Origin of the sequence: Streptomyces sp. Ru71, from assembly GCF_002920535.1 — a bacterium.
Classification (GTDB): domain Bacteria; phylum Actinomycetota; class Actinomycetes; order Streptomycetales; family Streptomycetaceae; genus Streptomyces.
The window spans coordinates 1-23,507 of record NZ_PQSS01000031.1; the positions used below are offsets into that span (position 1 = coordinate 1).

General features: G+C 74.1%; 18 protein-coding genes, 1 pseudogene and 1 riboswitch. Of the genes and pseudogenes, 12 read left to right on the plus strand and 7 right to left on the minus strand.

What is annotated here, in order from left to right; translation table 11 throughout:
* Positions 1–252: 252 nt before the first annotated feature.
* The 8 genes from C3489_RS40050 to C3489_RS19435 all read left to right on the plus strand — a co-directional run bounded on the left by C3489_RS40050 (position 253) and on the right by C3489_RS19435 (position 7,395).
* Positions 253–372 (plus strand): putative leader peptide, encoded by a 120-nt coding sequence (locus C3489_RS40050; protein WP_374936757.1) that lies wholly within the window; start codon positions 253–255, stop codon positions 370–372.
* A 165-nt stretch (positions 373–537) separates the two neighbouring features.
* The gene (locus C3489_RS19410) at positions 538–1,419 is read left to right on the plus strand and encodes a glutathione S-transferase C-terminal domain-containing protein (protein ID WP_103783145.1); all 882 of its coding nucleotides are present in this window, start codon (positions 538–540) and stop codon (positions 1,417–1,419) included.
* Positions 1,420–1,458: 39 nt separating this feature from the next.
* Positions 1,459–1,568: riboswitch (SAM riboswitch) on the plus strand.
* A 33-nt stretch (positions 1,569–1,601) separates the two neighbouring features.
* Positions 1,602–1,751: a hypothetical protein gene (locus C3489_RS38735; protein ID WP_181139746.1), complete on the plus strand. Its 150-nt coding sequence runs from the start codon at positions 1,602–1,604 to the stop codon at positions 1,749–1,751.
* Positions 1,752–1,956: 205 nt separating this feature from the next.
* A complete protein-coding gene (locus tag C3489_RS19415; protein WP_103783146.1) occupies positions 1,957–2,937 on the plus strand; it encodes an amino acid ABC transporter permease in 981 nt (326 codons plus the stop codon).
* Between the two features lie 56 nt (positions 2,938–2,993).
* A complete protein-coding gene (locus tag C3489_RS19420) occupies positions 2,994–4,013 on the plus strand; it encodes an ABC transporter substrate-binding protein (RefSeq protein WP_103783147.1) in 1,020 nt (339 codons plus the stop codon).
* Positions 4,014–4,268: 255 nt separating this feature from the next.
* On the plus strand, positions 4,269–5,507 hold the full coding sequence (locus tag C3489_RS19425; protein WP_103783148.1) for an LLM class flavin-dependent oxidoreductase: 1,239 nt from the start codon (positions 4,269–4,271) through the stop codon (positions 5,505–5,507).
* A 19-nt stretch (positions 5,508–5,526) separates the two neighbouring features.
* Positions 5,527–6,903, plus strand: a complete 1,377-nt coding sequence (locus C3489_RS19430; RefSeq protein ID WP_103783149.1) for an NtaA/DmoA family FMN-dependent monooxygenase — start codon at positions 5,527–5,529, stop codon at positions 6,901–6,903.
* A 45-nt stretch (positions 6,904–6,948) separates the two neighbouring features.
* On the plus strand, positions 6,949–7,395 hold the full coding sequence (locus C3489_RS19435) for a GNAT family N-acetyltransferase (RefSeq protein WP_103783150.1): 447 nt from the start codon (positions 6,949–6,951) through the stop codon (positions 7,393–7,395).
* Positions 7,396–7,508: 113 nt separating this feature from the next.
* Here C3489_RS19435 and C3489_RS19440 read toward each other — a convergent pair whose 3' ends face one another.
* Complete coding sequence (locus C3489_RS19440) at positions 7,509–8,594, minus strand: M12 family metallopeptidase (RefSeq protein ID WP_103783151.1); 1,086 nt, start codon at positions 8,592–8,594, stop codon at positions 7,509–7,511.
* 95 nt (positions 8,595–8,689) lie between these two features.
* On the opposite strand from C3489_RS19440, the gene C3489_RS19445 reads away from it, so the two are divergent.
* Complete coding sequence (locus tag C3489_RS19445; protein ID WP_103783152.1) at positions 8,690–10,462, plus strand: helix-turn-helix transcriptional regulator; 1,773 nt, start codon at positions 8,690–8,692, stop codon at positions 10,460–10,462.
* Positions 10,463–10,469: 7 nt separating this feature from the next.
* On the opposite strand, the pseudogene C3489_RS19450 reads toward C3489_RS19445, so the two are convergent.
* A pseudogene (locus tag C3489_RS19450) lies at positions 10,470–13,033 on the minus strand (CHAT domain-containing protein).
* A 161-nt stretch (positions 13,034–13,194) separates the two neighbouring features.
* On the opposite strand from C3489_RS19450, the gene C3489_RS19455 reads away from it, so the two are divergent.
* The 3 genes from C3489_RS19455 to C3489_RS19465 all read left to right on the plus strand — a co-directional run bounded on the left by C3489_RS19455 (position 13,195) and on the right by C3489_RS19465 (position 15,697).
* The gene (locus C3489_RS19455) at positions 13,195–14,613 is read left to right on the plus strand and encodes a S8/S53 family peptidase (RefSeq protein ID WP_103783153.1); all 1,419 of its coding nucleotides are present in this window, start codon (positions 13,195–13,197) and stop codon (positions 14,611–14,613) included.
* Between the two features lie 62 nt (positions 14,614–14,675).
* Positions 14,676–15,251: an RNA polymerase sigma factor gene (locus C3489_RS19460; RefSeq protein ID WP_103783154.1), complete on the plus strand. Its 576-nt coding sequence runs from the start codon at positions 14,676–14,678 to the stop codon at positions 15,249–15,251.
* The gene (locus C3489_RS19465) at positions 15,251–15,697 is read left to right on the plus strand and encodes a hypothetical protein (RefSeq protein ID WP_103783155.1); all 447 of its coding nucleotides are present in this window, start codon (positions 15,251–15,253) and stop codon (positions 15,695–15,697) included. Before C3489_RS19460 ends, C3489_RS19465 begins: the two co-directional genes overlap by 1 nt.
* Positions 15,698–15,720: 23 nt before the next feature.
* Here C3489_RS19465 and C3489_RS19470 read toward each other — a convergent pair whose 3' ends face one another.
* The 5 genes from C3489_RS19470 to C3489_RS19490 all read right to left on the minus strand — a co-directional run bounded on the left by C3489_RS19470 (position 15,721) and on the right by C3489_RS19490 (position 23,387).
* Positions 15,721–16,518 (minus strand): N-formylglutamate amidohydrolase, encoded by a 798-nt coding sequence (locus C3489_RS19470; protein WP_103783201.1) that lies wholly within the window; start codon positions 16,516–16,518, stop codon positions 15,721–15,723.
* 245 nt (positions 16,519–16,763) lie between these two features.
* Complete coding sequence (locus C3489_RS19475) at positions 16,764–18,983, minus strand: NADP-dependent isocitrate dehydrogenase (protein ID WP_103783156.1); 2,220 nt, start codon at positions 18,981–18,983, stop codon at positions 16,764–16,766.
* A 112-nt stretch (positions 18,984–19,095) separates the two neighbouring features.
* Complete coding sequence (locus tag C3489_RS19480; protein ID WP_103783157.1) at positions 19,096–19,500, minus strand: DUF4186 domain-containing protein; 405 nt, start codon at positions 19,498–19,500, stop codon at positions 19,096–19,098.
* A gap of 12 nt (positions 19,501–19,512) precedes the next feature.
* The gene (locus C3489_RS19485) at positions 19,513–22,995 is read right to left on the minus strand and encodes a hypothetical protein (RefSeq protein ID WP_258054858.1); all 3,483 of its coding nucleotides are present in this window, start codon (positions 22,993–22,995) and stop codon (positions 19,513–19,515) included.
* A 35-nt stretch (positions 22,996–23,030) separates the two neighbouring features.
* A complete protein-coding gene (locus C3489_RS19490; protein ID WP_103783159.1) occupies positions 23,031–23,387 on the minus strand; it encodes a hypothetical protein in 357 nt (118 codons plus the stop codon).
* Between the last annotated feature and the right edge of the window lie 120 nt (positions 23,388–23,507).

Here is a 23,507-nt window from a genome sequence, read left to right on the forward strand (position 1 = left end):
GCGTTCATGTCGGGACGTCCCCCCTGTTCACGGGCGGCCGTGGCGGCCGCACACCAGGTCGGGACCGTAACAGCGCGTCAGCTCGCGCCGCACCGCCGGAACGCCCCGTGTCACGGACTCAGGACAATGCCGTCACCGGGCGCGGATCATGTGACGCCCGACCGCCCGCTGGGTGGACGCCCCCTTGACGTCGCCCCCCGACGCCTCGACACTCCCTTATCAGGGAATCCTAGTGAACAGGTAGGGAATGGCATGAGGACTCGCGCAGCGCTCCCGGCCCATTCCGGAGCGAGCCGTTCGCCCCTGCTGACCTCCCGCCGCCACATCGACCTGCTGCGCGTCTGCAGCGCCATCAGCAGCGCGGCCGGCTGAGCCGCACGCCCACTGCCGGCCCGCGTCGGTGCCCGTCGCTCCTTCGCAGGGCGCCGTTCGAACCCCGCCGCTGTCAGCAAGGCGTACGGCGCCGCCACCTCACCCCGCCCCCAGCACCGCCCGTCCGCGCGCCCGCGCACGCGCGCGCCCGACCCCGGGAGAACGATGTCCGTCGCACCCCTCGCCGCCCACCCCTCCGCCCCTTCGGCGCACGCCTTCCGGGGACGGATCGGGCGGGACGCCCGCAGCGGGCACTACGCCGTGCCCCGCCGCTACCGGCTGCATGTGTCGACCGCGTGTCCCGACGGTCTGCGGATCGCCGTCACGCACAGCCTGCTCGGCCTCGACGAGAGCTGTCCGGTCACCTTCCTGCCCGCCGTCCCCGACTGCCCCGACGGCGGTCACGCGGCGCTGCGCCCGCTGTACGAGGCCAGCGCCCACCACTACCCCGGCCCGGCCCTCGCGCCCGTGCTCAGCGACGACTGGTCCGGACGGATCGTCAGCACGCACGCCCGCGACATCATGCGCGACCTCGACCGGCACTTCGCCAGCGGCCGCCCCGCGCTCTACCCGTGCGGGCTCGACGCGGAGATCGACGCCGTCGAGCGGCTGTGCGCCGACGGCATCGAGGAGGCCGCCCAGCGCGCCGGATCGGCCACCGCCGACCCGGGCGAGCGGGCGGCGGCCCTGCGTGTCCTGCTGGCCGCGCTGGACCACGCCGAGCAGTGGCTGTCCGGACAGGACCACTACCTCGGCGAGCACATCACCGCGGCGGACGTCGAGTTGTGGGTCGCGCTGGTCCAGCTCGACACCGTGCACCGCCACCACCTCGACGCCGCCGCGGTGCAGCGCGTCGCCGACCACCCCGTCCTGTGGTCCTACGCGCGCCGCCTCGCCGCGCACCCGGCCTTCGGCGGCCGGCTCGACCTCGACGGCATGTCCCGCCGCCATCACGCCCGTTGCCGCGGGCTGGAGGGCGCCGGGTCCGCCGTGCAGATCCTCGACTGGACCGCCCACACCAGGTCCCAGCAGGCGGACGGGCGTTGACAGCGCCTTGACCACCTGTCTTAAATGACCGCTCAGAACGGTCAAGAGCGTCAGCGACAAGCCCTGGCTTGCTGACCGGCAACCCTCGCGACGCGGTGGGGTGCCCCAGGTGACGACCGGACCGGATGGCGTTTCGGTAAGCGCGAGGCCCCGCAGGGGGCCGGAACAGTGACGGTGACGTGATGCACGCAGCTCCCAGCCCGGCGGCCCGCCGCGCGCCGGGCTGCGTGCGGCCGTATCCGAACCCGCTGGTCGCCGACCGCGCCGTCGATCTCCTGCGCGTCAACAGCGCACTGTGTACCGCACCGGGCCGCGCCCGCTGCCGGGGCTGACCGCTCAGCCGTCCGCCCCGCGCCACCCCGCCGCACCCCGCACCCGCGGTGTGCCGCCGCCCGCCCGAGCCTCTCGGCCCCCCGGTCCCGTGCGCCTCCCGCGCCCCCGCCCGTCCACCCGGCAGCCGCCCCGCGTCTGCCCGGACGCGGTCACGCGCGGACCGCCACGGCCGGGGCGCCGCCGACTCCCCGCCGGAGCCCACCCATGAGCGAACCCCCAGGCGCCGTCGTCTCCCTCGCCGAGGCACCGATCGCTGATACATCGTCAAAAACGGATAATCCCCCGCGTGTCGTGCCTCTGCGGCATCCCGGGCGGTGGATCGCCTCCGCCGTCGTGCTCGTCCTGCTCGCCCAGTTCGTGCACGGTCTCGCCACCAACAGCTTCTACCAGTGGGACCGCTTCGCCTACTGGTTCGCGCGCCCCACCATCCTCGACGGCCTGCTCATCACCCTGGAGGTCACCGCCTACAGCGCGGTCCTCGGCCTGCTCGGCGGCATCCTGCTGGCGCTGGCCCGGCTGTCCCGCAGCCCCGTGCTGCGCCTGGTCAGCTGGACCTACGTCTGGGCCCTGCGCTCCATCCCGCTCATCGTCGTCCTGCTGTTCCTGTACAACTTCTCCGCCCTCTACAAGACGCTCAGCCTCGGTGTCCCGTTCGGGCCGGCCTTCCTCACCTTCGACGAGTCACGGCTGGCCACCGACATGGTCGTCGCCGTCGTCGGTCTCAGCCTCAACGAGGCCGCCTACGCCGCCGAGGTGGTCCGCGGCGGCATCCTCTCCGTCGACCAGGGGCAGCACGACGCCGCGGCGGCGCTCGGTCTGCCCAGGAGCCGGCAGTTCACCCGGATCGTCCTGCCGCAGGCGCTGCGCTCCATCACCCCGAACTACGTCAACCAGCTGATCGGCCTCATCAAGAGCACCTCACTCGTCTTCTACGTCTCCCTGCTCGACCTCTTCGGCGCCGCGCAGACCATGGGCTCCACCTACCCGGGCGACATCGTGCCGCTGCTGCTGGTCGTCACCGTCTGGTACCTGATCCTCACCAGCGCCGTCTCCGTCGTGCAGTTCTACGTCGAACGCCACTACGCCCGCGGCGCCACCCGCTCCCTGCCGCCGACCCCGCTGCAGCGCCTGCGCGCCGGCCTCACCGACCTGCGTGCCCGCGCCCGCCGCGAGGCCGCCGTATGACACGCCACCCCTCCACGCCCCCCGCTCACCGAGCTCACTCATCGACAAGGACAGCCATGCCTTCGCACTTCACCCGACGTCACCTGCTGCGCGGCCTCACCGCGGTGACCGCCGTCGCCACCCTCGCCACCGGCCTGGCCGCCTGCGGCGGTGACAGCGAGGCCGCCACCACGACCGAGGCGGCGGGCACCGTCGTCGTGGGGCAGGTGTCCAACGGCGCCGCGAAGCAGACCACCATCAAGGTCTCCGAGGTGAAGTCCATCAGCGCCCAACTGCCCGACTCGGTCAGGAAGAGCGGCAAGCTGGTGATCGGCTCGGGCACCCTGCCCTCGGGCGCCCCGCCGCTGGGATTCATCGGCAGCGACCAGAAGACCCTCACCGGCTCCGAACCCGACCTGGCCCGGCTGGTGGCGGCCGTCCTCGGCCTCAAGCCGGAGGTCAAGCGCTTCACCTGGGAGAACCTCTTCGTCGGCATCGACAGCGGCAAGGTGGACGTCGGCTTCTCGAACATCACCGACACCGAGGAGCGCAAGAAGAAGTACGAGTTCGCCTCCTACCGCAAGGACGACCTCGCCCTGGAAGCCCCCAAGTCCTCCACGTGGAGCTTCGGCGGCGACTACGAGAACCTCGCCGGCAAGACGGTCGCCGTCGGCGCGGGCACCAACCAGGAGCGGATCCTGCTGGAGTGGCAGCGAAAGCTGCGCAGCGAGGGCAAGAAGCTCACCGTCAAGTACTTCCAGGACAACAACAGCACCTATCTGGCGCTCGGCAGCGGCAAGATCGACGCCTACCTCGGCCCCAGCCCCAACCTCTCCTACCACGTCACCCAGACCGCGAACACGCCCCGCGCCACTCGGATCGCGGGCCAGTTCTCCGGCGCCGGCGCCTCCCTCCAGGGCCTGATCGCGGCCACCGCGAAGAAGGACAGCGGACTGGCCAAGCCCATCGCGGACGCCATCAACCACCTGATCAAGAACGGCCAGTACGCGCAGTGGCTCAAGGCCTGGAACCTCTCCAACGACGCCGTCACCACGTCGCAGATCAACCCGCCCGGGCTGCCGCTGAGCAACTCCTGACCGCCGGGAACAACCCTGCCCTGTCCCGGGCGTTGAACCCACGACGACCCTCGCGCGGCGACAGCAGCCGACCGCGCCCCACGCCGAGGAGGTGACGGACGTGCTCCGCAGCCCGCACGCCGTCCGCCTCCACACCCGGCCGCATCGATCTGCTGCGCGTGGCCGGCGCGCTCTGTCGCGTCTGACGCGCCCCGCGCCCCCCAGCGGCCACCCGATCGCCGTGCCCCTCCCTCTCCCACGGGGCCGGCGTTTCCCATGGACCTTCAGGAAGGCACCCTCGTGTCCTCGACTCCCGCTGCCCCCCTGCATCTCGCCGTCGCCCTGGACGGCACCGGCTGGCACCCCGCCTCCTGGCGCGAGCCGGTGGCCCGGCCGGGGGAGCTGTTCACCGCCCGGTACTGGGCCGACCTGGTCGCCGAGGCCGAGCGCGGACTGCTCGACTTCGTCACGATCGAGGACGGCCTCGGCCCGCAGTCCTCCCACTTCCTCGACCCCGACGAGCGCACCGACCAGGTGCGCGGCCGTCTCGACGCCGTCCTGATCGCCTCCCGCATCGCACCGCTGACCTCGCACATCGGCCTGGTGCCGACCGTGATCGCCACGCACACCGAGCCGTTCCACATCTCCAAGGCCATCGCCACCCTGGACTACGTCAGCAGCGGCCGGGCCGGCCTGCGCGTGCAGATCTCCGCCCGCCCCACCGAGGCCGCCCACTTCGGCCGCCGCACGATCGAGCGCATCGACGCCTACGACAGCCCCTCCGCCAAGGGCCTGGTCACCGAACTGTTCGACGAGGCCGCCGACTACGTCGAGGTCGTGCGCCGGCTGTGGGACAGCTGGGAGGACGACGCGGAGATCCGGGACGCGGCCACCGGGCGGTTCATCGACCGCGACAAGCTGCACTACATCGACTTCGAGGGACGCCACTTCAGCGTCAAGGGCCCCTCCATCACCCCGCGTCCGCCGCAGGGGCAGCCGCTCGTCACCGCGCTCGCCCACCAGAGCGAGCCCTACCGGCTGGTGGCCCGCCAGGCCGACGTCGGCTACGTCACCCCGCACGACACCGACCAGGCCCGGGCGATCACCGCGGAGATCCGCGCCGAGCAGGACGCCGCCGGACGCGCCGAGGAGCCGCTGCACGTCTTCGCGGACCTCGTGGTCTTCCTGGACGACGACCCGGGCGCCGCCGTCGCACGCCGGGAACGCCTGGACGCCGTGGCCGGCGAGCCGTACACCAGCGACGCGCGGATCTTCACCGGTACGCCCGCCCAACTCGCCGATCTGCTCCAGGAGTTCCAGGCGGCCGGGCTGTCCGGCTTCCGGCTCCGCCCGGCCGTCGCCGGCCACGACCTGCCGGCCGTCACCCGCGGTCTGGTCCCCGAACTCCAGCGCCGGGGCGCCTTCCGTCGCGCCTACGAGGCCGGCACCCTGCGCGGCCTGCTGGGCCTGCCCCGCCCCGCCAACCGCTACGCCGCCACCGCGACCGCCGTCTGAGCCGGAGGGACCCGAGACCATGACCAAGCCGCTGAAGCAGATCCACCTGGCCGCCCACTTCCCCGGCGTCAACAACACCACCGTGTGGAGCGACCCGAAGGCCGGCAGCCACATCGAGTTCGAGTCCTTCGTGCACTTCGCGAAGACCGCCGAACGCGCCAAGTTCGACTTCCTCTTCCTCGCCGAGGGCCTGCGCCTGCGCGAACACGCCGGGAAGATCTACGACCTGGACGTCGTCGGCCGCCCCGACACCTTCACGGTGCTCGCCGCGCTCGCCGCCGTCACCGAGCACCTCGGTCTGACCGGCACCATCAACTCCACCTTCAACGAGCCCTACGAGGTGGCCCGCCAGTTCGCCAGCCTCGACCACCTCTCCGGCGGGCGCTCCGCCTGGAACGTCGTCACCTCCTGGGACGCCTTCACCGGCGAGAACTTCCGCCGCGGCGGCTTCCTGCCGCAGGAGGAGCGCTACAGCCGCGCCCAGGAGTTCCTCGCCACCGCCCACGAGCTGTTCGACTCCTGGCGGGGCGACGAGATCGTCGCCGACCAGGCCACCGGCACCTTCCTCTCCGACGCCAAGGCCGGCGCGTTCGAGCACCGGGGCAAGCACTTCGACATCCACGGCCGGTTCAACGTCCCCCGCTCCCCGCAGGGCCGCCCGGTGATCTTCCAGGCGGGCGACTCCGACGAGGGGCGCGAGTTCGCCGCCGCCGAGGCCGACGCCATCTTCAGCCGCTACGGCACGCTGGAAGCCGGCCAGGCCTTCTACCAGGACGTCAAGCGCCGCCTGCCCAAGTACGGCCGCCGCCCCGACCAGCTGCTGATCCTGCCCGCCGCGACCTTCGTGCTCGCCGACACCGACGCCGAGGCCGAGGAGCTGGCCCGCGAGGTGCGCCGGCAGCAGGTCAGCGGCGCCACCGCGATCCGCCACCTGGAGTTCGTCTGGAACCGGGACCTGTCCGGCTACGACCCGGACGGGCCGCTGCCCGACATCGACCCGGACGTCAGTGAGCACCACATCGCCCGCGGCCGCGCCCAGGTGCGGATGTACCGCGACCCGCTGGCCACCGCCCGCGAGTGGCGCGAGCTGGCCGAGGCCAACAACTGGTCGATCCGCGACCTGGTGATCAACACCGGCAACCGGCAGAGCTTCATCGGCTCCCCGGCCACGGTGGCCGGGAACATCAACGAGTTCGTCCAGTCCGACGCCTCCGACGGCTTCATCCTCGTCCCGCACATCACCCCCGGCGGGCTCGACGACTTCGCCGACAAGGTCGTCCCGCTGCTGCAGGAACAGGGAGTCTTCCGCACCGACTACGAGGGCACCACCCTGCGCGACCACCTCGGCCTCGCCCACCCCGACGAGGTGGTGCGGGCGGAGCGGGCCGCCTCCTGACGGCCGCCCGCCCGCCGGCGGACGGCCGGCTGCGATGATCGGCTCATGACACTCCCCATCACCCGGGCCACGGTGAACGATCTGCGGCAGGTCGTGGCGGACCACCCCCGCTACTGGGGTGAGCGCGACCTGCGCGCCCTCCACCAGCCCGTGTTCGTCCAGGAGTTCGGCGCCACCTGTCTCGTGGCCCGCGCCGAGGACGGCATCCGCGGCTACCTCTTCGGCTTCGTCACCCCGGACCGCACCGGCTACGTCCACCTCATCGCCACCCGCGACGACAGCCGGGGCACCGGTCTGGGACGACGGTTGTACGAGGCGTTCACCGAGGCCGCGCACGGCCAGGGCGCCGTCCGGCTGAAGGCGATCACCTCGGTGGGCAACACCGGCTCGATCGCCTTCCACCGCGGCCTCGGTTTCGAGGCGCGGGTGGAGGACGACTACGACGGTCCCGGCCGGCCGATGGTCGTGTTCACCCGCGCCCTGCACCCCTGACGGGAACGGCCGCGGCCGGAGACGTCACCATCCCCCGAAGATGACGTCTCCGGCCGCTTTCCCCCGGCGCCGGACTGTGGTTCAGGTGCCCCCGTTTCGGCGGTGCCGCGTGCTCACCAGCACATCACCGCCGTCTCGCCCGCACCCCAGCCGGAGTACAGACGGACCCGGACGACATAGCGGCGGCCCCGGACGAGCCGGGCCGTCAGCCGCGCGTTGTGCGAGGTGCCGCCGTCGTCCCGGCCGGCGAGGAAACGGGGTTCGCCGTCCCGCTCCTCGAAGACCACGACGACGCAGTCCGCGTCGCCGAAGACCCCCACCCGGTAGGCGCGGGTCTCCGCCGGCTCGACGGTGAAGTCGGCCTGCTCGCCCGGCCCCAGCCGCAGCGGCACCGAGCGGAACGGCACCAGCGCCGCCGGCCGCTCGGTCCCGGCCGGCGGATACCAGCGCAGCACCGCCTCCTTGTCCTGCGGCGACAGCGTGCCGGGCGGATGCAGACCCCGGCGGTACTGCTCCGGCTCCAGCACCATCCCCGCGGCGAACGGGAACTGCATCACCGACTGCGGGTCCCAGACCGGGCCGTCGACCTCAGCCGCGTCCAGCGTGCGCAGCACATTGGCGTACGTCCGCTCCCGGCTGAAGAAGTTCGGCGGCCCCGCGAGATGCGCGTACACCGCCTCCTCGTCGAAGTGCAGCCCGGCGTACGGGCTCTGGTGCTGATGCAGCGGGCCCAGCGCGTGCCCGACCTGGTGCAGGGCCGTCGCCTGCTCCCCGGGCGCGGTCAGGTCCCAGCCGAAGTTCATGGTGCGCTCGCCGCGGCCGGCCCGCAGCGCCTCGCGGCCCACCGCCGACCAGGAGCCGGCGCCGCGCTGGAACCCGATGCGCAGCTCGGCCTCCGAGCGGTCGGCGACCTCCACGAAGGTGACCCCGATGCCGAGGTCCTGCCACTGGCCGAACGCCCCGCGCACGACGTCCCGCTGCTCCTCGCCGCCCACCCACGACACATGCCGTGTGCCGCCGTCCCCCGGCAGGGCGATGACGGAGCCGTCCTGGTCGCCGTCGAAGAAGCAGTAGTGCAGGACGGTGCCGTTGACCCACATCCGCCGTCCGCTCGACAGCGCGCGCCGCCGCTCGTCGGCCAGGCCCGGCGGGAGCGCCGGGGCCGGCTGCGGCGGCAGCGAGCAGTAACGGACGGTCATGGTCCCAGCGTGGCCGAAGGCGCGGCCAGGGCGCCTGAGTCGGGGGCTACTCAAGTCGCCCTGTATCAGCAACGAGTAGGCCTGCTCTTGTTGACGTGACGATCCACGAACGTGACGCCCGGACCCTGCCGCTGCCCTGGCCGTTCACCGGCCGCGACGACGAACGGGAACTGCTCCGCCGCTGCCTGGCCGGCGGCCGGCCAGGACTGGTGGTTACGGGCGGCGCGGGCTGCGGCAAGACCCGGCTGGCGGCCGAGGCCGTACGCGGCACCGACTGCGCCAGGATCAGCGGCACGCCCGGCACCCGGGACATCCCCTACGCCGCGTTCGCCCCGCTGCTGCCGTCCACCGCGAGCCCGCACGAGGCGCTGCGCCGGCTCGGCGGGATACGGCAGCTGCTCGTCGACGACGCGCAGTGGCTGGACGACGCCTCCGCCGCGCTGGTCCACCAGCTGGCCGTGCACGGCACCACCCGCCTGCTGGTCCTGGTCACCGACGGCCTGCCGGCCCCGGCCGCGATCACCCGGCTGTGGTCCGGCGACCTGCTGCCCCGGCTCGCCCTCGCCCCGCTGACCGCCGAGGACACGGCACGGCTGCTCACGGCCGGCGCCGGCCACGCCCCCGAACCGCTGACCGCCGCCCGTCTGCACCGGCTGGCCGGCGGCGATCTGCGGCTGCTGCGCGACCTGCTGGACGCGCTCACCGCGCAGGGGCGGCTCACGCCGGTCCCGGACACCGGCACCTGGGCGTGGCGGGGCCCGCTGCCGGTCACCGCCGCCGTCCGTGAGCGCGTCGCGCCTCTGCTGGAGCGGGAGGGCGCCGAGGAGCGGGAGACACTCGACCGCCTCGCCTTCGCCGAGCCCCTGCCGGTGGACGCCGGCACCCTGGACCTGCGGACCCTGGAACACCTGGAGGCCGCCGGGCTGGTCGACGTCGACGAACAGGACGCCGTACGCCTCGCCCACCCCCTGCACGGCCCCGTGCTGCGCGCCGCCGCCGGCCGGCTGCGCGAGCGCCGCCTGGCCCGCACCCCGGACGAACTCGCCCTCGCCCTGAAGACCGAGACGGCCGCGCTGGAACGCCGGATCGACACCGACGACGTCACCGAGCTGCCCGCACCGGTGGGGGAGTGGCTCGCGGCGGAGGGCGCCGGGGTCCCGGCCGCCTACGCGGCGCTGCGCGCCCGGTTCGCCCGCCTGCGCGGCGAGCTGCGCGAGGCCGCGGCATGGGCCCGCCTGGCCCCCGAGGACCCCGAGTGCCGCAGGGAACGGGCGCTGGCCGCGGCCCAGTCGGGCGATCCTGACCCGGCGCACGACGAGGCCGCCGCCTGGAGCGCCGCCGCACGCGGCGACCTCGGCACCGCCCTGGACCTGATCGGCCCCGGCGACGCCTACGACGCCGTACGGCTCGGCGCTCCCGAGCGGGCCCTGGCACTGCTGGCGCCGGGCAGCGTCTTCGCGCGGCACGCCGACGCCCTCGCCCGCCGGGACGGGGCCGCCCTGGACCGGGTGGCCGAGGAGCTCGCGGGCCGCGGCTTCCTGCTGTTCGCGGCCGAGGCGCACGCCCAGGCGGTCCCCGCGCACCGCGACCCGACCGCCGCCCGCACCTCCCGCACCCGCGCCGCCGCCCTGGCCCGCCGCTGCCCGGGCGCCCGCACCCCCGCCCTGACCGGCCTGGTGCTCGGCGAACTCACCGCACGCCAGCGGCAGATCGTCACGCTCGCCGCCGCCGGCCTGAGCAACCGGCAGATCGCCGAGCGCCTCACCCTGTCCGTCCGCACCGTCGCCAACCACCTCTACGGCGCCTACACCCGCCTCGGCACCGGCGACCGCGACGCCCTGCCGTGGCTGGTGGAGCTGCCGGCCTGACCACCGCTCAGGCCGCGCCGAACGCCGTGAACGCCCAGCCCGTCGCCTGGTGCAGCGCGTCGTCCGGGACGGCGGCGCGGGCGTCGCGCAGCGCCTCGGCGAGCGACAGTCCCGACGCGAGACCCTTGTGCAGGGCCAGCATCAGCGGCACCACCGCCGCGTCGTTGACGGGCGCGCTGGCCGCCACCACCCCGGCCGTGCCCAGCGGCAGCAACGCCGTGACCAGACCGAGGAGTTCGTCCGCGCCGACGGAGGCGAAGCGGGCGGTGTCGCAGCAGGACAGGATGATCCGGTACGGGCTGCGGTCGAGGCGTTCGAAGTCGTGCACGATGAGCGGGCCGTCGGCCATCCGCAGCGACGAGAACAGCGGGCTGTCGGCCCGGAAGGCGCCGTGCGCGGCGATGTGCGCGAGGGCCGCGCCGTCCAGCTCGGCCAGCACCCGTTCCACCCGCGCGTGCTCGTCCTCCAGCAGCGTCGGCGCGCTGTACCGCCCGGCCAGTTCCGGCACCTCGGCGCCACCGGTGGCCAGTCCCGGCCCGCGCACCAGGACGTGCCGGCCCGTCGCCGGCGGCGGGGTGTCGTAGGCCCGCAGCCAGCTGCTCGCCGACGGCGACACGCTCACCACCCGCTCCCGCAGCGACGGCAGCACCGCCCACGGCACCCGGTGCAGCCGGCCCGGCGGCACCACCACCAGCGGCCCGGAGCCCAGATGCCGGACCGCCTCGCCCAGCAGCAGCTCCTCAAGCCGCCGGCCCGCCGCCAGCAGCACCGGCAGCCGCGCCGCACCGCCCGGGTGGGCCAGCCGGCGCAGCCCCGCCTGCACATGCTCCGCCTCCGCCTCGGCCTCGGCGAGCAGCCCCGCCGTGAACCGCCGCACCCGGCCCCGCCCGGCCAGCAGCACATGCACCCGCCCGTCCACCACGGCGAGTTCGACCAGCCGCCCCTCCCCGAGCCGCTCCAGCAGGCGCCCCGCGTCGAACCGGTCGGCGCCGCCGGGCGCGTCCCCGCGCAGATGCAGGGTGCGCGAGCGTATCTCCCGCTCCAGCCGCCGCTGTTCACGCTCCAGCGCCGGCACCGCCCGGCCCTCCCCACGGGCCTCCTCCGCCCGGGCGGCGATCTCCCGGAACGCGGTCAGACGGCTCAGCAGGGCCGGATCGGCGGGCGGCCGGGTCGGCGGCGCGCTCAGCGCGGTCGCCCGCCAGCGCTCGCTCCACTCCAGCAGCCGCCGCGGCCCGCCCGAGGCCAGGCTCGCCCGCTGGGCCATCGCCGCCAGCTCCGCGCCCTGCTCGGTGGCGCGCGCCCGCAACTCCGAGGCGCCCAGCGTCATCCGGTACTCGTCCAGCACCGCGAGCCCGCTGCGGCACGCCTGCAGCACGCCCCGGCCGGAGCCGGCGGCCTGAGCGCGCAGCGCCTGTGCCGCCCAGCCGGTGATCCGCGCCAGCGGCGGCCCGCCGTACCTGCTGCGCGCGGCCAGCGCCAGATGCCGTTCCGCGTCGGCCGTCCAGCCCAGCGCCAGCGCGATCCGGCCCGCCAGCAAGGACGCCTCGGGCGCGGCCGGCGCCCCGAACGACGCCAGCCGCTCGGCGACCCGCGCCGCGTCCGCGACCAGCCGCCCCGAGGCCCGGCCGGCGGCGAACCGCGCCTCGATCAGCACCAGCCGGGCGTGCGCCTCCCACCAGGGCCGCCGCTGCGCCGCGAACAGCCGTACCGCCACCGCGGCCCGGGCGATCGCGGTGTGCGGGTCGCCGGCCGGCCGGGCGGCGCGCGCGGCGGCCAGCAGCAGCTCCGCCTTGCGGGTCAGCTGCCCGCCGATCCCGTCCAGCACCCGGATCGCCGCGTCCGCCTCGGCCAGCGCCTCCGGTGCAAGACCCGCCGCCATCAGCACCTCGCAGCGGCGGATGCTGAGCATGAACGTGGGCGTGCCCAGCGCCGCGTACCGCCGCTCGGCCTCGTCCAGCAGCCTCAGCGCCGCCGGCACGTCCCCCGCGCGGAACGCCGCGAGGCCCCGGCTCTCCACCGCGTCGGCCTTGTCGTGCTCCTGGCCGGTGGTGTCCCACAGCGCCTCGGCGGCGGCGAAGTCGGCGTCCGCCCGCTCCACCGAGCCCAGCGCCAGATGCACGGTGGCCCGCAGCGTCAGCGCCCGCGCCGTCCAGATGACGTCCCGCTCCTGCCGCAGCACCGGGATCGCCCGGCGCACGTCCTCCAGCGCCTCCCGGTGCCGGCCCAGCACCCACCGTGCGTAGGCCCGGCGGAACAGCACCCGCGCCCTGATGTGCCCGCTGCCCCGCTCCACGCCCCGCTCCAGGGACGCCAGGCCCTGCCGGGTGCGGCCCGCGTGCACCAGCGCGACCCCGAGCGTGGCCAGCACGTCCGCCTCCCGGTCGGACCGCTCGGCGCGCGCCGCGAGGTCCCGGGCCCGCCGCAGATGGCGCAGGGCCAGGCGCAGATCGCCCCAGTCCCGCTGCCAGATGCCGATCACCTGGTGCGCCACGGAGGCGTGCACCGGGGACGGGCCCCGTCCAGGACCTCCCGCGCCCTCGACAGCGCGTCGTTCGGGGCGGCGAACACCATCGGCAGCAGGTCGAAGACGGCGTCGCTTCCCGAGGTCACCCTTGGGATGGTAGGGGACCGGAACCATATCCCCACAGGTGTGCCTCTGTATCAATCGGCTGTATCAACCGGCGACCGGACGGCTCACACTCACGACGGTCGCCCCAGGGGGAGGACAGGACATGCCACAGCGGTTCCGCGAGCAGTTCGACCAGATCCAGCGCTCCATGCCCGGCGTCCCGCTGGCCATGGGACCCGACGACTCCGCCGAGTTCGTCTTCGAGAAGGGCGTCGTGCTCGTGCGCGACGGCGACGACGCCGCGTTCGTCGAGGACGCGGTCCGCGCCCACTTCACCGCCACCGAGGGCCTGGTCCCCGACCATGTGCGGCGCGCGGGTCCGCAGACCAACCGCTCCGGCATCACCCGCATCCAGGTCGCCGACCCCGGCCAGGGCACCCACCCCGGCGACCCGGTCGTCGGCCACGCGCTGCGCGCCGTACGGCAGGCCGAGGACCGCACCGGACGCCGGCTGGTCAGCCGCAACCACGTGGTGTCCATCGCGGTCAACTCCTGCCCCGGCGACGAGCCCGTGCCCGCCGACCGCACCGCCGGCCCCAACCCGGCCGCCTCCCAGGGCGGTTACGACCCCGAGCGCGCCGTCGGCGTGCTGGTGATCGACAACGGCCTCAGCCACGACTACCGCGAGCACCCGCTGCTCGCCCACACCCAGGGCGAGCTGCACCCGCAGGAGACCGACGAGGACGGCGTCCTGCGCCAGTACATGGGCCACGGCACGTTCATCGCCGGGCTGCTCGCCGCCGTCGCGCCCAGCACCGACATCACCGTCCTCGGCACCCTCAACGACGCCGGCGCGATCCTGGAGTCCGAGTTCGGCGACAAGCTCTTCGAGGCCGTCGACCGCAACGGCTGGCCCGACATCCTCAGCCTGTCCGCCGGCACCTCCAACGGCCGCACCGACGGCCTGCTCGGCGTCGACGCCTTCATGCGGGAACTGCGCGAGCAGCGGACCCTGCTGGTCGCCGCGGCCGGCAACAACTCCAGCGCCAGCCCCTTCTGGCCCGCCGCCTACGCGACCCTGCCCGGCTTCGAGGACGCGGTGCTCAGCGTCGGCGCGCTGCGCGACGACGGCGAGTTCGGCGCCTGCTTCACCAACCACGGCCCCTGGGTGCGCGCCTACGCCCCCGGCGAGCGCCTCACCAGCACCTTCACCGGCTTCGGCACGCCCGTGCCGTACGTCTACCACCACTCCACCTACGACGCCTGCCGCTACGGCTTCGGCTACGCCTGCACCTGCACCACGCCGAGCCACACCGGACTGCTCAGCGACGACGGGGAGACGAGCGCCAAGCCGGACCAGGTGATGTTCGAGGGCCTCGCCCACTGGAGCGGCACCTCCTTCGCCACCCCGGTGGCCGCCGGGCTGGTCGCCGCGCACATGAGCGCGCACAAGGAGACCGACCCGCGCGCCGCCCACACCCGACTGATGGCCGCGAACCGGGAGTTCGCCGAGGTCCGCGGGGCGCATGTGCCGGCGCTGCGGCCGCCCACCTGGCGTCCGGCAGGCGCCCCGGCGTCATGACGGCCGGCGGTACCACCCGTACGGCGTACCATGACGTGCCGTACTGGAGGGGTGGGGCAGTCGTGGACCGAGCAGATGTCGGCACGCTGGTCCGGTCCGCCGTCGACGGTGACGGCGCGGCCTGGAAGGCGCTGGTGGAAGGGCTCAGCCCGCTGGTCTGGTCCGTCGTGCGCGCGCACCGGCTCTCCGACGCCGACGCGCACGAGGTGTACCAGACGGTCTGGTTCCGTTTCGCCCAGCATCTGGGCCGGCTGCGCGAGCCCGACAAGGCCGGCTCGTGGCTGGCGAGCACCGCCCGCCACGAGTCGCTGAAGGTGATCAAGAGCTTGCAGCGGCTGACCCTGACCGACGACCCGCAGCTGCTGGACCGGGCCAGCGAGGAGCACTCGCCGGAACAGTCGCTGCTGCGGGCGGAGGAGGCGGCCGCCGAGCGGGAGCGGATCCGCAGCCTGTGGCGGGAGCTGGAGGAGCTCGGCGAGCGGTGCCGGGGGCTGTTGCGGGTGCTGATGGCCTCGCCGCCGCCCAGCTATCAGGAGGTCTCGGCGGCGCTCGGCATCGCCGTCGGCAGCATCGGGCCGCTGCGCCAGCGCTGTCTGCGCCGGCTCAAGGCCCGACTCGACGCACGGGGGGTGCGGTGATGGACGACGACGAGGTGCAGCTGGAGTGGCTGGAGGCGGACCTGCGCCGGGCGGCGGCCGTGCTCGACCCGCCACCGGCACAGCTGACCGCGCTCGCCGTGGAGGCGTACGCCCTGCACGACCTCGACGCGAGGATCGCGGAGCTGACCTTCGACTCGCTGACCGACGCGCTGCCGGTGCGCGGCGCGGGTGAGGTGCCGCGGATGCTGACCTTCTCGGCGGGGGAGCTGACCGTCGACGTGGAGGTGGGCGCCGACGGGCTGCTCGGTCAGGTGCTGCCGCCGCAGCAGGCGAGCGTGGAGGTGCTGACCGGCCCGCACGGCGGTGCCGAGCTGACCGCCGACGCGATGGGCCGCTTCGCGTGCGGCACCGCGCCCGCCGGCCCGTTCGCGCTGCGGCTGCGGGCGGGCGGCGAGGTGGTCGTCACGGAGTGGCTGCGGGCCTGAGCCGCCGGGCCGGCGGCCGTGGCTCAGCCGGACATGGCGTCCACCAGGCGGGCCAGGGCCCCGGCGAGCCTGCCGAGGCCCCGGCCGGCGGGCCCGCCCGGCTCGCTCATGTAGGTGTCCCGCCGGATCTCCACCATCAGCGCGGCCACGCGCGGTTCACGGCCGTAGAAGTCCAGCGGCACGTACGTTCCGCTGAACGGGCTGTCCAGGCCGCTCTCCCCGCACCCCGCGAACGCCTCGCGCGCCGCCTTGAGCAGCGCGGGCGGGGTGTGGAAGGAGTCCGTGCCCAGGCACACGGGCGGGCGGGGGCCGGTGCCGTGCAGCTCGTAGGGCAGGGGAGCGGTCGGGTAGGAGTGCACGTCGACGATGACGACGCGCCCTGCGGCCGCCAGGCGCTGCGCCACGGCCTCGGTCATCGCCCGGGCGTACGGCCGGAAGTACCGCTCCAGCAGCGGCTCGGGGTCGTGGCTGTCGTGCCGCAGCACCTCCCGGTGCGTGGTCCGGGTGTACACGGCCCCCATGCCGACGGCCGTCATCTCCTCCCGCTCGTCCGGGAACCGCTCCGGATCGACGACCAGCCGCGACAGCCGGTTGACGAACCGCCACGGGGTGAGCCCGGCCAGCCGGGCCGCCTCCTCGGCGATCCCGGCGGTGTGCGCGTCGGTGATGTGGTCCAGCTCCCGCGCGAGCGCGGTGTCGTCGAGCACGATGCCGGCGCGTACGTCGTCCGGTATCTCCCGCGCGGAGTGCGGCACATGCAGGATCACCGGCGAATCGGCGGCGCCGGGCAGCAGCTCGAAGGAGGGGACGGCGGCGGTCACGGGCGGCTCCGGGGCGTGGTCGGTGGCGGGGTGCATGATCAAGGTGCCACATCCCGCGCCGGCTCGTCAGGGCCCGAGCCCCGTCCCGCAGGCGCGACGCTGCTACCGGCCGGGCGGCGCCGGGGCCACCCGGCATGGCGCCCGTGCCGTCATGCCGTCATCGGCCTCGGCGGAACACACCTCCGCCCCGGCCGGGCGGTGCGCGGTCGGGGCGGAGGCGGGGCGGTCCCGGGGGGACCCGGGCGTCAGCTCAGGGACGCCAGGGCCTCGTTCCAGGTGGCCGACGGGCGCATGACCGCGGCGGCCTTGGCCGGGTCGGGCTGGTAGTAGCCGCCGATGTCGACCGGCTTGCCCTGGACGGCGATCAGCTCGTCGACGATCTTCTGCTCGTTCGCGGCCAGCGTCTCCGCGAGCGGCTGGAAGGCCTTGGCCAGCTCGGCGTCGTCGGTCTGCTGGGCCAGCTCCTGCGCCCAGTACAGGGACAGGTAGAAGTGGCTGCCGCGGTTGTCGATGCCGCCGACGCGACGGGTCGGGGACTTGTCCTCGTTGAGGAAGGTCGCCGTGGCGCGGTCGAGGGTGTCGGCGAGGACCTTGGCGCGGGCGTTGCCGGTGGCCGTGGCGTACTGCTCCAGGGACGGCACCAGCGCGAAGAACTCACCGAGGGAGTCCCAGCGCAGGTAGTTCTCCTTGACCAGCTGCTGCACGTGCTTGGGCGCGGAGCCGCCGGCGCCGGTCTCGAACAGGCCGCCGCCCGCCATCAGCGGGACGACCGACAGCATCTTGGCGCTGGTGCCCAGCTCCAGGATCGGGAAGAGGTCGGTCAGGTAGTCACGCAGCACGTTGCCGGTCACCGAGATGGTGTTCTCGCCGCGGCGGATGCGCTCCACGGACAGCTTGGTGGCCTCGACGGGGGACAGGATGCGGATGTCCAGGCCCTCGGTGTCGTGCTCCGTCAGGTACTGCTTGACCTTGGCGATCAGGTTGGCGTCGTGGGCGCGGTTCTCGTCCAGCCAGAACACGGCCGGGTCGCCGGTGGCGCGGGCGCGGGTGACGGCCAGCTTCACCCAGTCCTTGATCGGCGCGTCCTTGGTCTGGCAGGCGCGGAAGATGTCACCGGCCTCGACGCTCTGCTCGATCAGGACGGCGCCGGAGGCGTCGACCAGGCGGACCGTGCCGGCGGCCGGGAGCTCGAAGGTCTTGTCGTGGGAGCCGTACTCCTCGGCCTTCTGCGCCATCAGGCCGACGTTCGGCACCGAGCCCATGGTGGCCGGGTCGAACGCGCCGTTGGCCTTGCAGTCCTCGATGACGGCCTGGTACACGCCGGCGTAGGAGGAGTCCGGGATGACGGCGAGGGCGTCGTGCTCCTGGCCGTCGGGGCCCCACATGTGGCCGGAGGTGCGGATCATCGCCGGCATGGAGGCGTCGATGATCACGTCGGACGGGACGTGCAGGTTGGTGATGCCCTTGTCGGAGTCGACCATGGCCAGCTCCGGGCCCTCGGCGAGCTCGGCGTCGAAGGAGGCCTTGATCTCGGCGCCCTCAGGCAGGGCGTCCAGGCCCTTGAGGATGCCGCCCAGACCGTCGTTCGGGGTGAGACCGGCGGCGGCGAGCTTCTCGCCGTACTTCTCGAAGGTCTTCGGGAAGAAGGCGCGCACCACGTGACCGAAGATGATCGGGTCGGAGACCTTCATCATCGTGGCCTTGAGGTGCACCGAGAACAGCACGCCCTCGGCCTTGGCGCGGGCGACCTGCGCGGTGAGGAACTCGCGCAGCTTCGCGACCCGCAGCACGGACGCGTCGACGACCTCGCCCGCCAGCACGGGTACGGACTCGCGCAGCACGGTGGTGGTGCCGTCGGCGGCCACGTGCTCGATCCTCAGCGTGCCGTCCTGCTCGATGATCACGGACTTCTCGGTGGAGCGGAAGTCGTTCTCACCCATGGTCGCCACGTCCGTCTTGGACTCGGAGGTCCAGGCGCCCATGCGGTGCGGGTGGGTCTTGGCGTAGTTCTTGACGGAGGCGGGGGCGCGGCGGTCGGAGTTGCCCTCACGCAGGACCGGGTTCACGGCGGAGCCCTTGACCTTGTCGTAGCGGGCGCGGATCTCGCGCTCCTCGTCGGTCTTCGGCTCGTCCGGGTAGTTCGGCAGCGCGTAGCCCTGGCCCTGCAGCTCGGCGATCGCGGCCTTCAGCTGAGGGATGGACGCCGAGATGTTCGGCAGCTTGATGATGTTGGCGGCCGGCGTCTTGGCCAGCTCGCCCAGCTCGGTCAGCGCGTCCGGGATGCGCTGGTCCTCGGTCAGGTACTCCGGGAAGACGGCGATGATGCGCCCGGCCAGCGAGATGTCCCGCGTCTCCACGGAGACACCGGCCTGCGAGGCGTACGCCTGGACCACCGGCAGGAAGGAATACGTCGCCAGGGCCGGGGCCTCGTCAGTGTGTGTGTAGATGATGGTCGAGTCAGTCACCGGGTGCTCCGCTCCACGTCTGCAACATTGCTCGACATCAAGATATCTCGTGATCCGGTCCGGCTCGACAGGGGTCCTGGCCGGAAAACGCGCCGCCGGACCGGCCCGCGGCTCAGCCGCCGCGCGCTGTGGCCGGGCCGGTACCGCCTGTCATCTCACGCCCGATCCAGCGGCAGATCACGGCGACCACGTACGCCCGCTCGGCGTGGCTCAGCTCGCGGCCCTTGGGGATGCCGTGCCAGCGCTCCAGGCAGCTGCGGCAGCAGGTCGCGGTCGCGTGCTGGGCCACGAACACCGGGTGACCGCGGTACGGCGTCTGCCTGCCGTCCTTGTACGGCTCGGCCGGCGCGAGGCGCTTGACGATCAGGTCGTGGGCGTGGCGCCGGATCGTCGCCGGGCCCTTCAGCTCGGCGGTGGCGCGGTCACGGCCGCGCAGGTGGAACTTCGACCGGAACGGCTGCCGGGCGAGCGCGTCCAGCCGCCGGTCGATGTCACGGACGTCGGGGGAGGAGGTCATGCTGCCTCGACCCTAGCTCTCGCCCAGCACCAGGTCCGCCAGGAGCGGCAGCTGTTCCGGTACGACGTCGGCGATCTCACCGATCAGCTGGCTCCAGGGGCCCAGGGACAGCGCCTCGACCAGCAGCAGGCGCCCCCGCGGCGACGGCCCCAGCGACCGGGCGATCACCGCGAGCGCCTTGCCGCGGTGTTCCGGCGCGGTGATCGCGTCGGCCAGGTCCCGTGCCTGCTCCGGCGCGTCCGCCCGGACCAGGGCCTTCGCGAGCGCCGGCATGGCACGCTCCCGCAGGACGGGGCGGTGGATCTCGTCGAGCAGCGCCAGGCCACGCGCGATGTCACCGCCGGCGGCCGTTCCCGCCGCGAGGAAGCCGAGGCTGCGCTCGCCCATCGCCGTGTCGGCGGTCTCCTCGGTGAACAGCGCGGCCCGGTCCAGGTCACCCAGCTCCACCAGCTTCTCCACGACGCCGCTCAGGAACTCGGGGACCACCTCCCGCGGCAGGTCCCCCTTGAGCGCGAGGGCTTCGTCCACCTCGCCGGCCGCGAGGAACGCCGTCGCGGCGGCGTAGGTGTCCCAGCGGCGCCGGGAGGGACTGTCCGCGGTGAGGGACAGGTCCCGGATCTCCCGGGCCAGTTCCGCGGCCCCGCCCGGGTTCCCCGTGCCGGCGAAGGCCTCGGCCACGCGTTGCAGCGCGTCGGCGCGTTCCGCCCGGCCCAGGCGCGTCCGGATCTCGTCGAGCAGGAGGCGGAAAAGGTCATCCGCCTCCGCGCGACGCCCCGTGTGGTGCAGCACCCTGGCCAACTTCGTGAGATTCATCAGGCGCCCGTAGCTGTCGTCGGGCAGCGCGGCGATGGTCTCCTCCGCGCGGCGGACGACACGGCGGGCCCGATCCCGCTGCCCGGACCGGCCCAGGGCGGCCGCGACCTCGACGAGCGTGTTCACCCACTGCCAGGGGGCCAGTCCGTACCGGGCCAGGTGCGTGGCCCGCACCAGCACGGCATCGGCCCGCTCGCGATGACCCGCCCGGTACAGGAAGTCCGCCGTGTCGACCAGCAGCTGCACCTGCCAGTGCGGATAGAGCACGTCACCGACGACGTCCAGGGCACGATCGGCCACCCGCATGGTGCGCACCGGGTCGCCGGACGCGGCCAGCTCCTTGCCGACGGCGTTGAGGACCTTCGCCCGGTAGATCGGCTCGGTGAGGTCCTCGGCCAGCGCCAGTGCCCTGCCGACGTCACCGGACTCCGCGGCCACGACGCCGATCTCGACCAGGCCGTCCTCGGGATCGGCGAGGAACGACTCGACCAGGTCCAGCGCCCGCTCGTGCTGTCCTGTGGCCCCAAGACCCGCGGCGACCTGGGGAAAGAGCCACTCCACGTCGTCGGGATCGGCCATGGCCGCCGTCAGCTCCGCCGCCGTCGCCGCGCACCGGGCGGCCAGGGCGGCGAGTGCGGGCGCCGCGGACATTCTCCGGGCGGCCAGGGCGAGCACCTGCGGACGCCGGAACGCGCCTTCACTCTCCTCGCAGCGGCACGCCCGGTCCGCCAGCCGCAGGGCCTGCCGCCCGTCGCCGAGCAGGGACAGCGACGCGGCCAGGGCGGCGCACAGGGCGCTCTCGGTGAGCACACCGGTCCCCGTCACCGTCGCGTCGACCGCTTCGAGGGCGGCCGCGGCGGCATCGGCACCCAACGTCGCGCTGTCGTCTGTACCCGGCGCCGCGCCGTCGTCGGCACCGGGCGCCAGGCCGTCGCCCGTACCCCGCGTCGCGCTGTCGTCTGTACCCGGCGCCGCGCCGTCGTCGTCGGCCGCCCCGTCGCGGCTCGCGGCCCGGGCCACGGCCTCGACGACGGCGACGAGTGCCTGCGCCCTGCGTTCGGCGTCGTCGATGTCCCGGGCCAGCCGCAGGGCGGCGGCGTGCCGCCCGCTGTCCGCCAGCCCTTTGACGATCGCTTCGGCCAGGCGGCACCGGTCCTCCTCCCCGTCCACCTCGTCGAGCAGGGCGGCCGCCTCGTCCGCCTGCCCGGTGGCGGCGAGGGAGCCGGCCACGTCGGCCAGGGCAGCCACCCTGTCGTACGACTCGCGCTGTGACTTCGCCAGACCGAGGGCTCGTCCGGTGTGCCCGAGGCGGGACCACAGACCGATCAGGGCGGCGGGAAGGTTGGCCGTCCGGTCGTGCAGGGCGTCCCGCGCGGCGGCGAGCCGCAGGGCGACGGCCACGTCCTGGTCGCCGGCTCGCCGTCCGTCCGCGAGGATCTGGTCGAAGGACACCGCCACCTCGCTCAGCGCCTCCAGGTCCGCGCCGGACACCTGCCACAGCCGCTCGTGGCGGCGGGCGTCACAGGCCAGCGCCACCAGCCTCGGCGTGTCCCCCTGCTCGCGCAGGAGCTGGCCGTAGCCGCGCAGGAGGTATTCGGGCGTTGTGTCGGGCCACCGAGCGCTCCGGTAGCCGTCCGCCCATGAGTGCAGGCGCGCGCGGTGGGCCGACAGCTCCTTCCCGGTGAGGAGTTCCGCCGCGCTCTGCTGGATCTCCTCGTGGGCCAGCAGCCAGACGTCGGGGCCGACGGGGGTCCAGTGCGCGGAGCGCCGGAGGAAGCTGCGCCCGTCCACCGCGCACAGCTCTCGCTCCACTAGCCGCTGCGAGGTCTCCGTCAGCTCGGCGAAGTCACGCGCGCTCAGGCCGCCTTCGGCCGCCACGGTCAGGCCGACCAGGTCCCAGCCCAGCCCGCCGCCCTCGCGCAGCCGCAGCAGATCCCGCTCCGCGTCCCACCGCACGGCCTCGGCATGGGGCGACGGCTCCAGCTCGTGATCGATCTGCGTCGTTCTGAGGGGATGCCCCGGCGGCACGTCCCCCGGCACCGGCGGATGCGGGCGGCCGGCGACGATGACGCGCATGCCGTGCGGCGGTACGCGGGGCAGCAGCGCGGCGATGCTGTGGCAGTCCGGTCCGGCGGTCACCCCTCGGTCCTCGTCCAGCCCGTCCACCACGAGCACGAGACGCCGGCCGCGCTCGGCGCACCACTGAGCCGCCCGGTTCATCGCGAGCAGCGTCTGTTCGTCGCGTGTGGCGGGCGTGCTCAGCGGTTCCTCCTCGCCCAGCAGGGCGTACAGCTGACGCTGGACGACCTCGCAGAACGCCGCCGCGTCGTTCTGCCGGGCCAGGCGGGAGGTGATGAAGAACGAGATGATGTCGACGCCGGGCGGCGGATCGAGGACGAACCTGGCCAGCAGGGCGGACTTTCCCGCCCAGGCGGGTGCCACCCAGCGCCAGTAGCTGTCGCCGGGACGGTCGTTCGGGGTGTCGTCGCGGCAGAAGGCCGACAGCTGGGCGAGTTCGCGTGCGCGGCCCTGGAAGCCGGCGGTGGACAGGGCCTCGACCTGCAGCAGGTAGCCCGACACGGCCGGGCGCGGCGGGGCCACCCGCACGGGGCTGTTGATCATCACCCCGGTGTTGGCGAAGGCCCCGGCTCCCCGCGCCGAGGCCTCGCCCGAATCGCTCACCGAGGTTCTGCCGCGGGACGTCATCGCGTGTGCCGTCAGTCCTGCCGGAAACCGGTGTTGGCGCTGCCGCCGTCCGCCTGTGCGTCACCGGTGCCGTCGACGGACACCTCACCGGGTGCGGCGCCGGGCGTGGCGGAGACGAAACCCGTGTTGGCGTCCCCGCCGCCGTTGGCCGTGGCCTTCCCCGTGCCCGACACCCGCACGGCGGCGGCACCGCGGGCCGGTGCCAGCAGGGTGTGGACGCTCAGCCCGAGCGCGGCCACCCCGAACAGCGCGGAGGCCACCCCCGCCACCTGGTTCGCGCGCTCCCAGCTCAGGAACGACAGCGCACCGGCGAACACCGCGATCACCAGCCCCGTCGCCGCCAGGACGGCGCGTCCGCCACCGCTCACGCCCAGCCCTCCCACCCTGTCGGCGCCCGGCGCGGGCAGGGACGTCCCGCGCCCGCGTCTGCCACGGAACGCGAGCCAACGATACGGCCAACGCCCGTGCCGCCGCCGCCTCGTGGCGGG

Excerpts from the sequence above, each read along its gene's own strand:
- C3489_RS19420 (WP_103783147.1), top strand. The coding sequence starts at position 2,994 with ATGCCTTCGCACTTCACCCGACGTCACCTGCTGCGCGGCCTCACCGCG.
- C3489_RS38735 (WP_181139746.1), top strand. The coding sequence starts at position 1,602 with ATGCACGCAGCTCCCAGCCCGGCGGCCCGCCGCGCGCCGGGCTGCGTG.
- C3489_RS19465 (WP_103783155.1), top strand. The coding sequence starts at position 15,251 with ATGGACGACGACGAGGTGCAGCTGGAGTGGCTGGAGGCGGACCTGCGC.
- C3489_RS19430 (WP_103783149.1), top strand. The coding sequence starts at position 5,527 with ATGACCAAGCCGCTGAAGCAGATCCACCTGGCCGCCCACTTCCCCGGC.
- C3489_RS40050 (WP_374936757.1), top strand. The coding sequence starts at position 253 with ATGAGGACTCGCGCAGCGCTCCCGGCCCATTCCGGAGCGAGCCGTTCG.
- C3489_RS19415 (WP_103783146.1), top strand. The coding sequence starts at position 1,957 with ATGAGCGAACCCCCAGGCGCCGTCGTCTCCCTCGCCGAGGCACCGATC.
- C3489_RS19435 (WP_103783150.1), top strand. The coding sequence starts at position 6,949 with ATGACACTCCCCATCACCCGGGCCACGGTGAACGATCTGCGGCAGGTC.
- C3489_RS19480 (WP_103783157.1), bottom strand. The coding sequence starts at position 19,500 with ATGACCTCCTCCCCCGACGTCCGTGACATCGACCGGCGGCTGGACGCG.
- C3489_RS19440 (WP_103783151.1), bottom strand. The coding sequence starts at position 8,594 with ATGACCGTCCGTTACTGCTCGCTGCCGCCGCAGCCGGCCCCGGCGCTC.
- C3489_RS19410 (WP_103783145.1), top strand. The coding sequence starts at position 538 with ATGTCCGTCGCACCCCTCGCCGCCCACCCCTCCGCCCCTTCGGCGCAC.
- C3489_RS19425 (WP_103783148.1), top strand. The coding sequence starts at position 4,269 with ATGGACCTTCAGGAAGGCACCCTCGTGTCCTCGACTCCCGCTGCCCCC.
- C3489_RS19455 (WP_103783153.1), top strand. The coding sequence starts at position 13,195 with ATGCCACAGCGGTTCCGCGAGCAGTTCGACCAGATCCAGCGCTCCATG.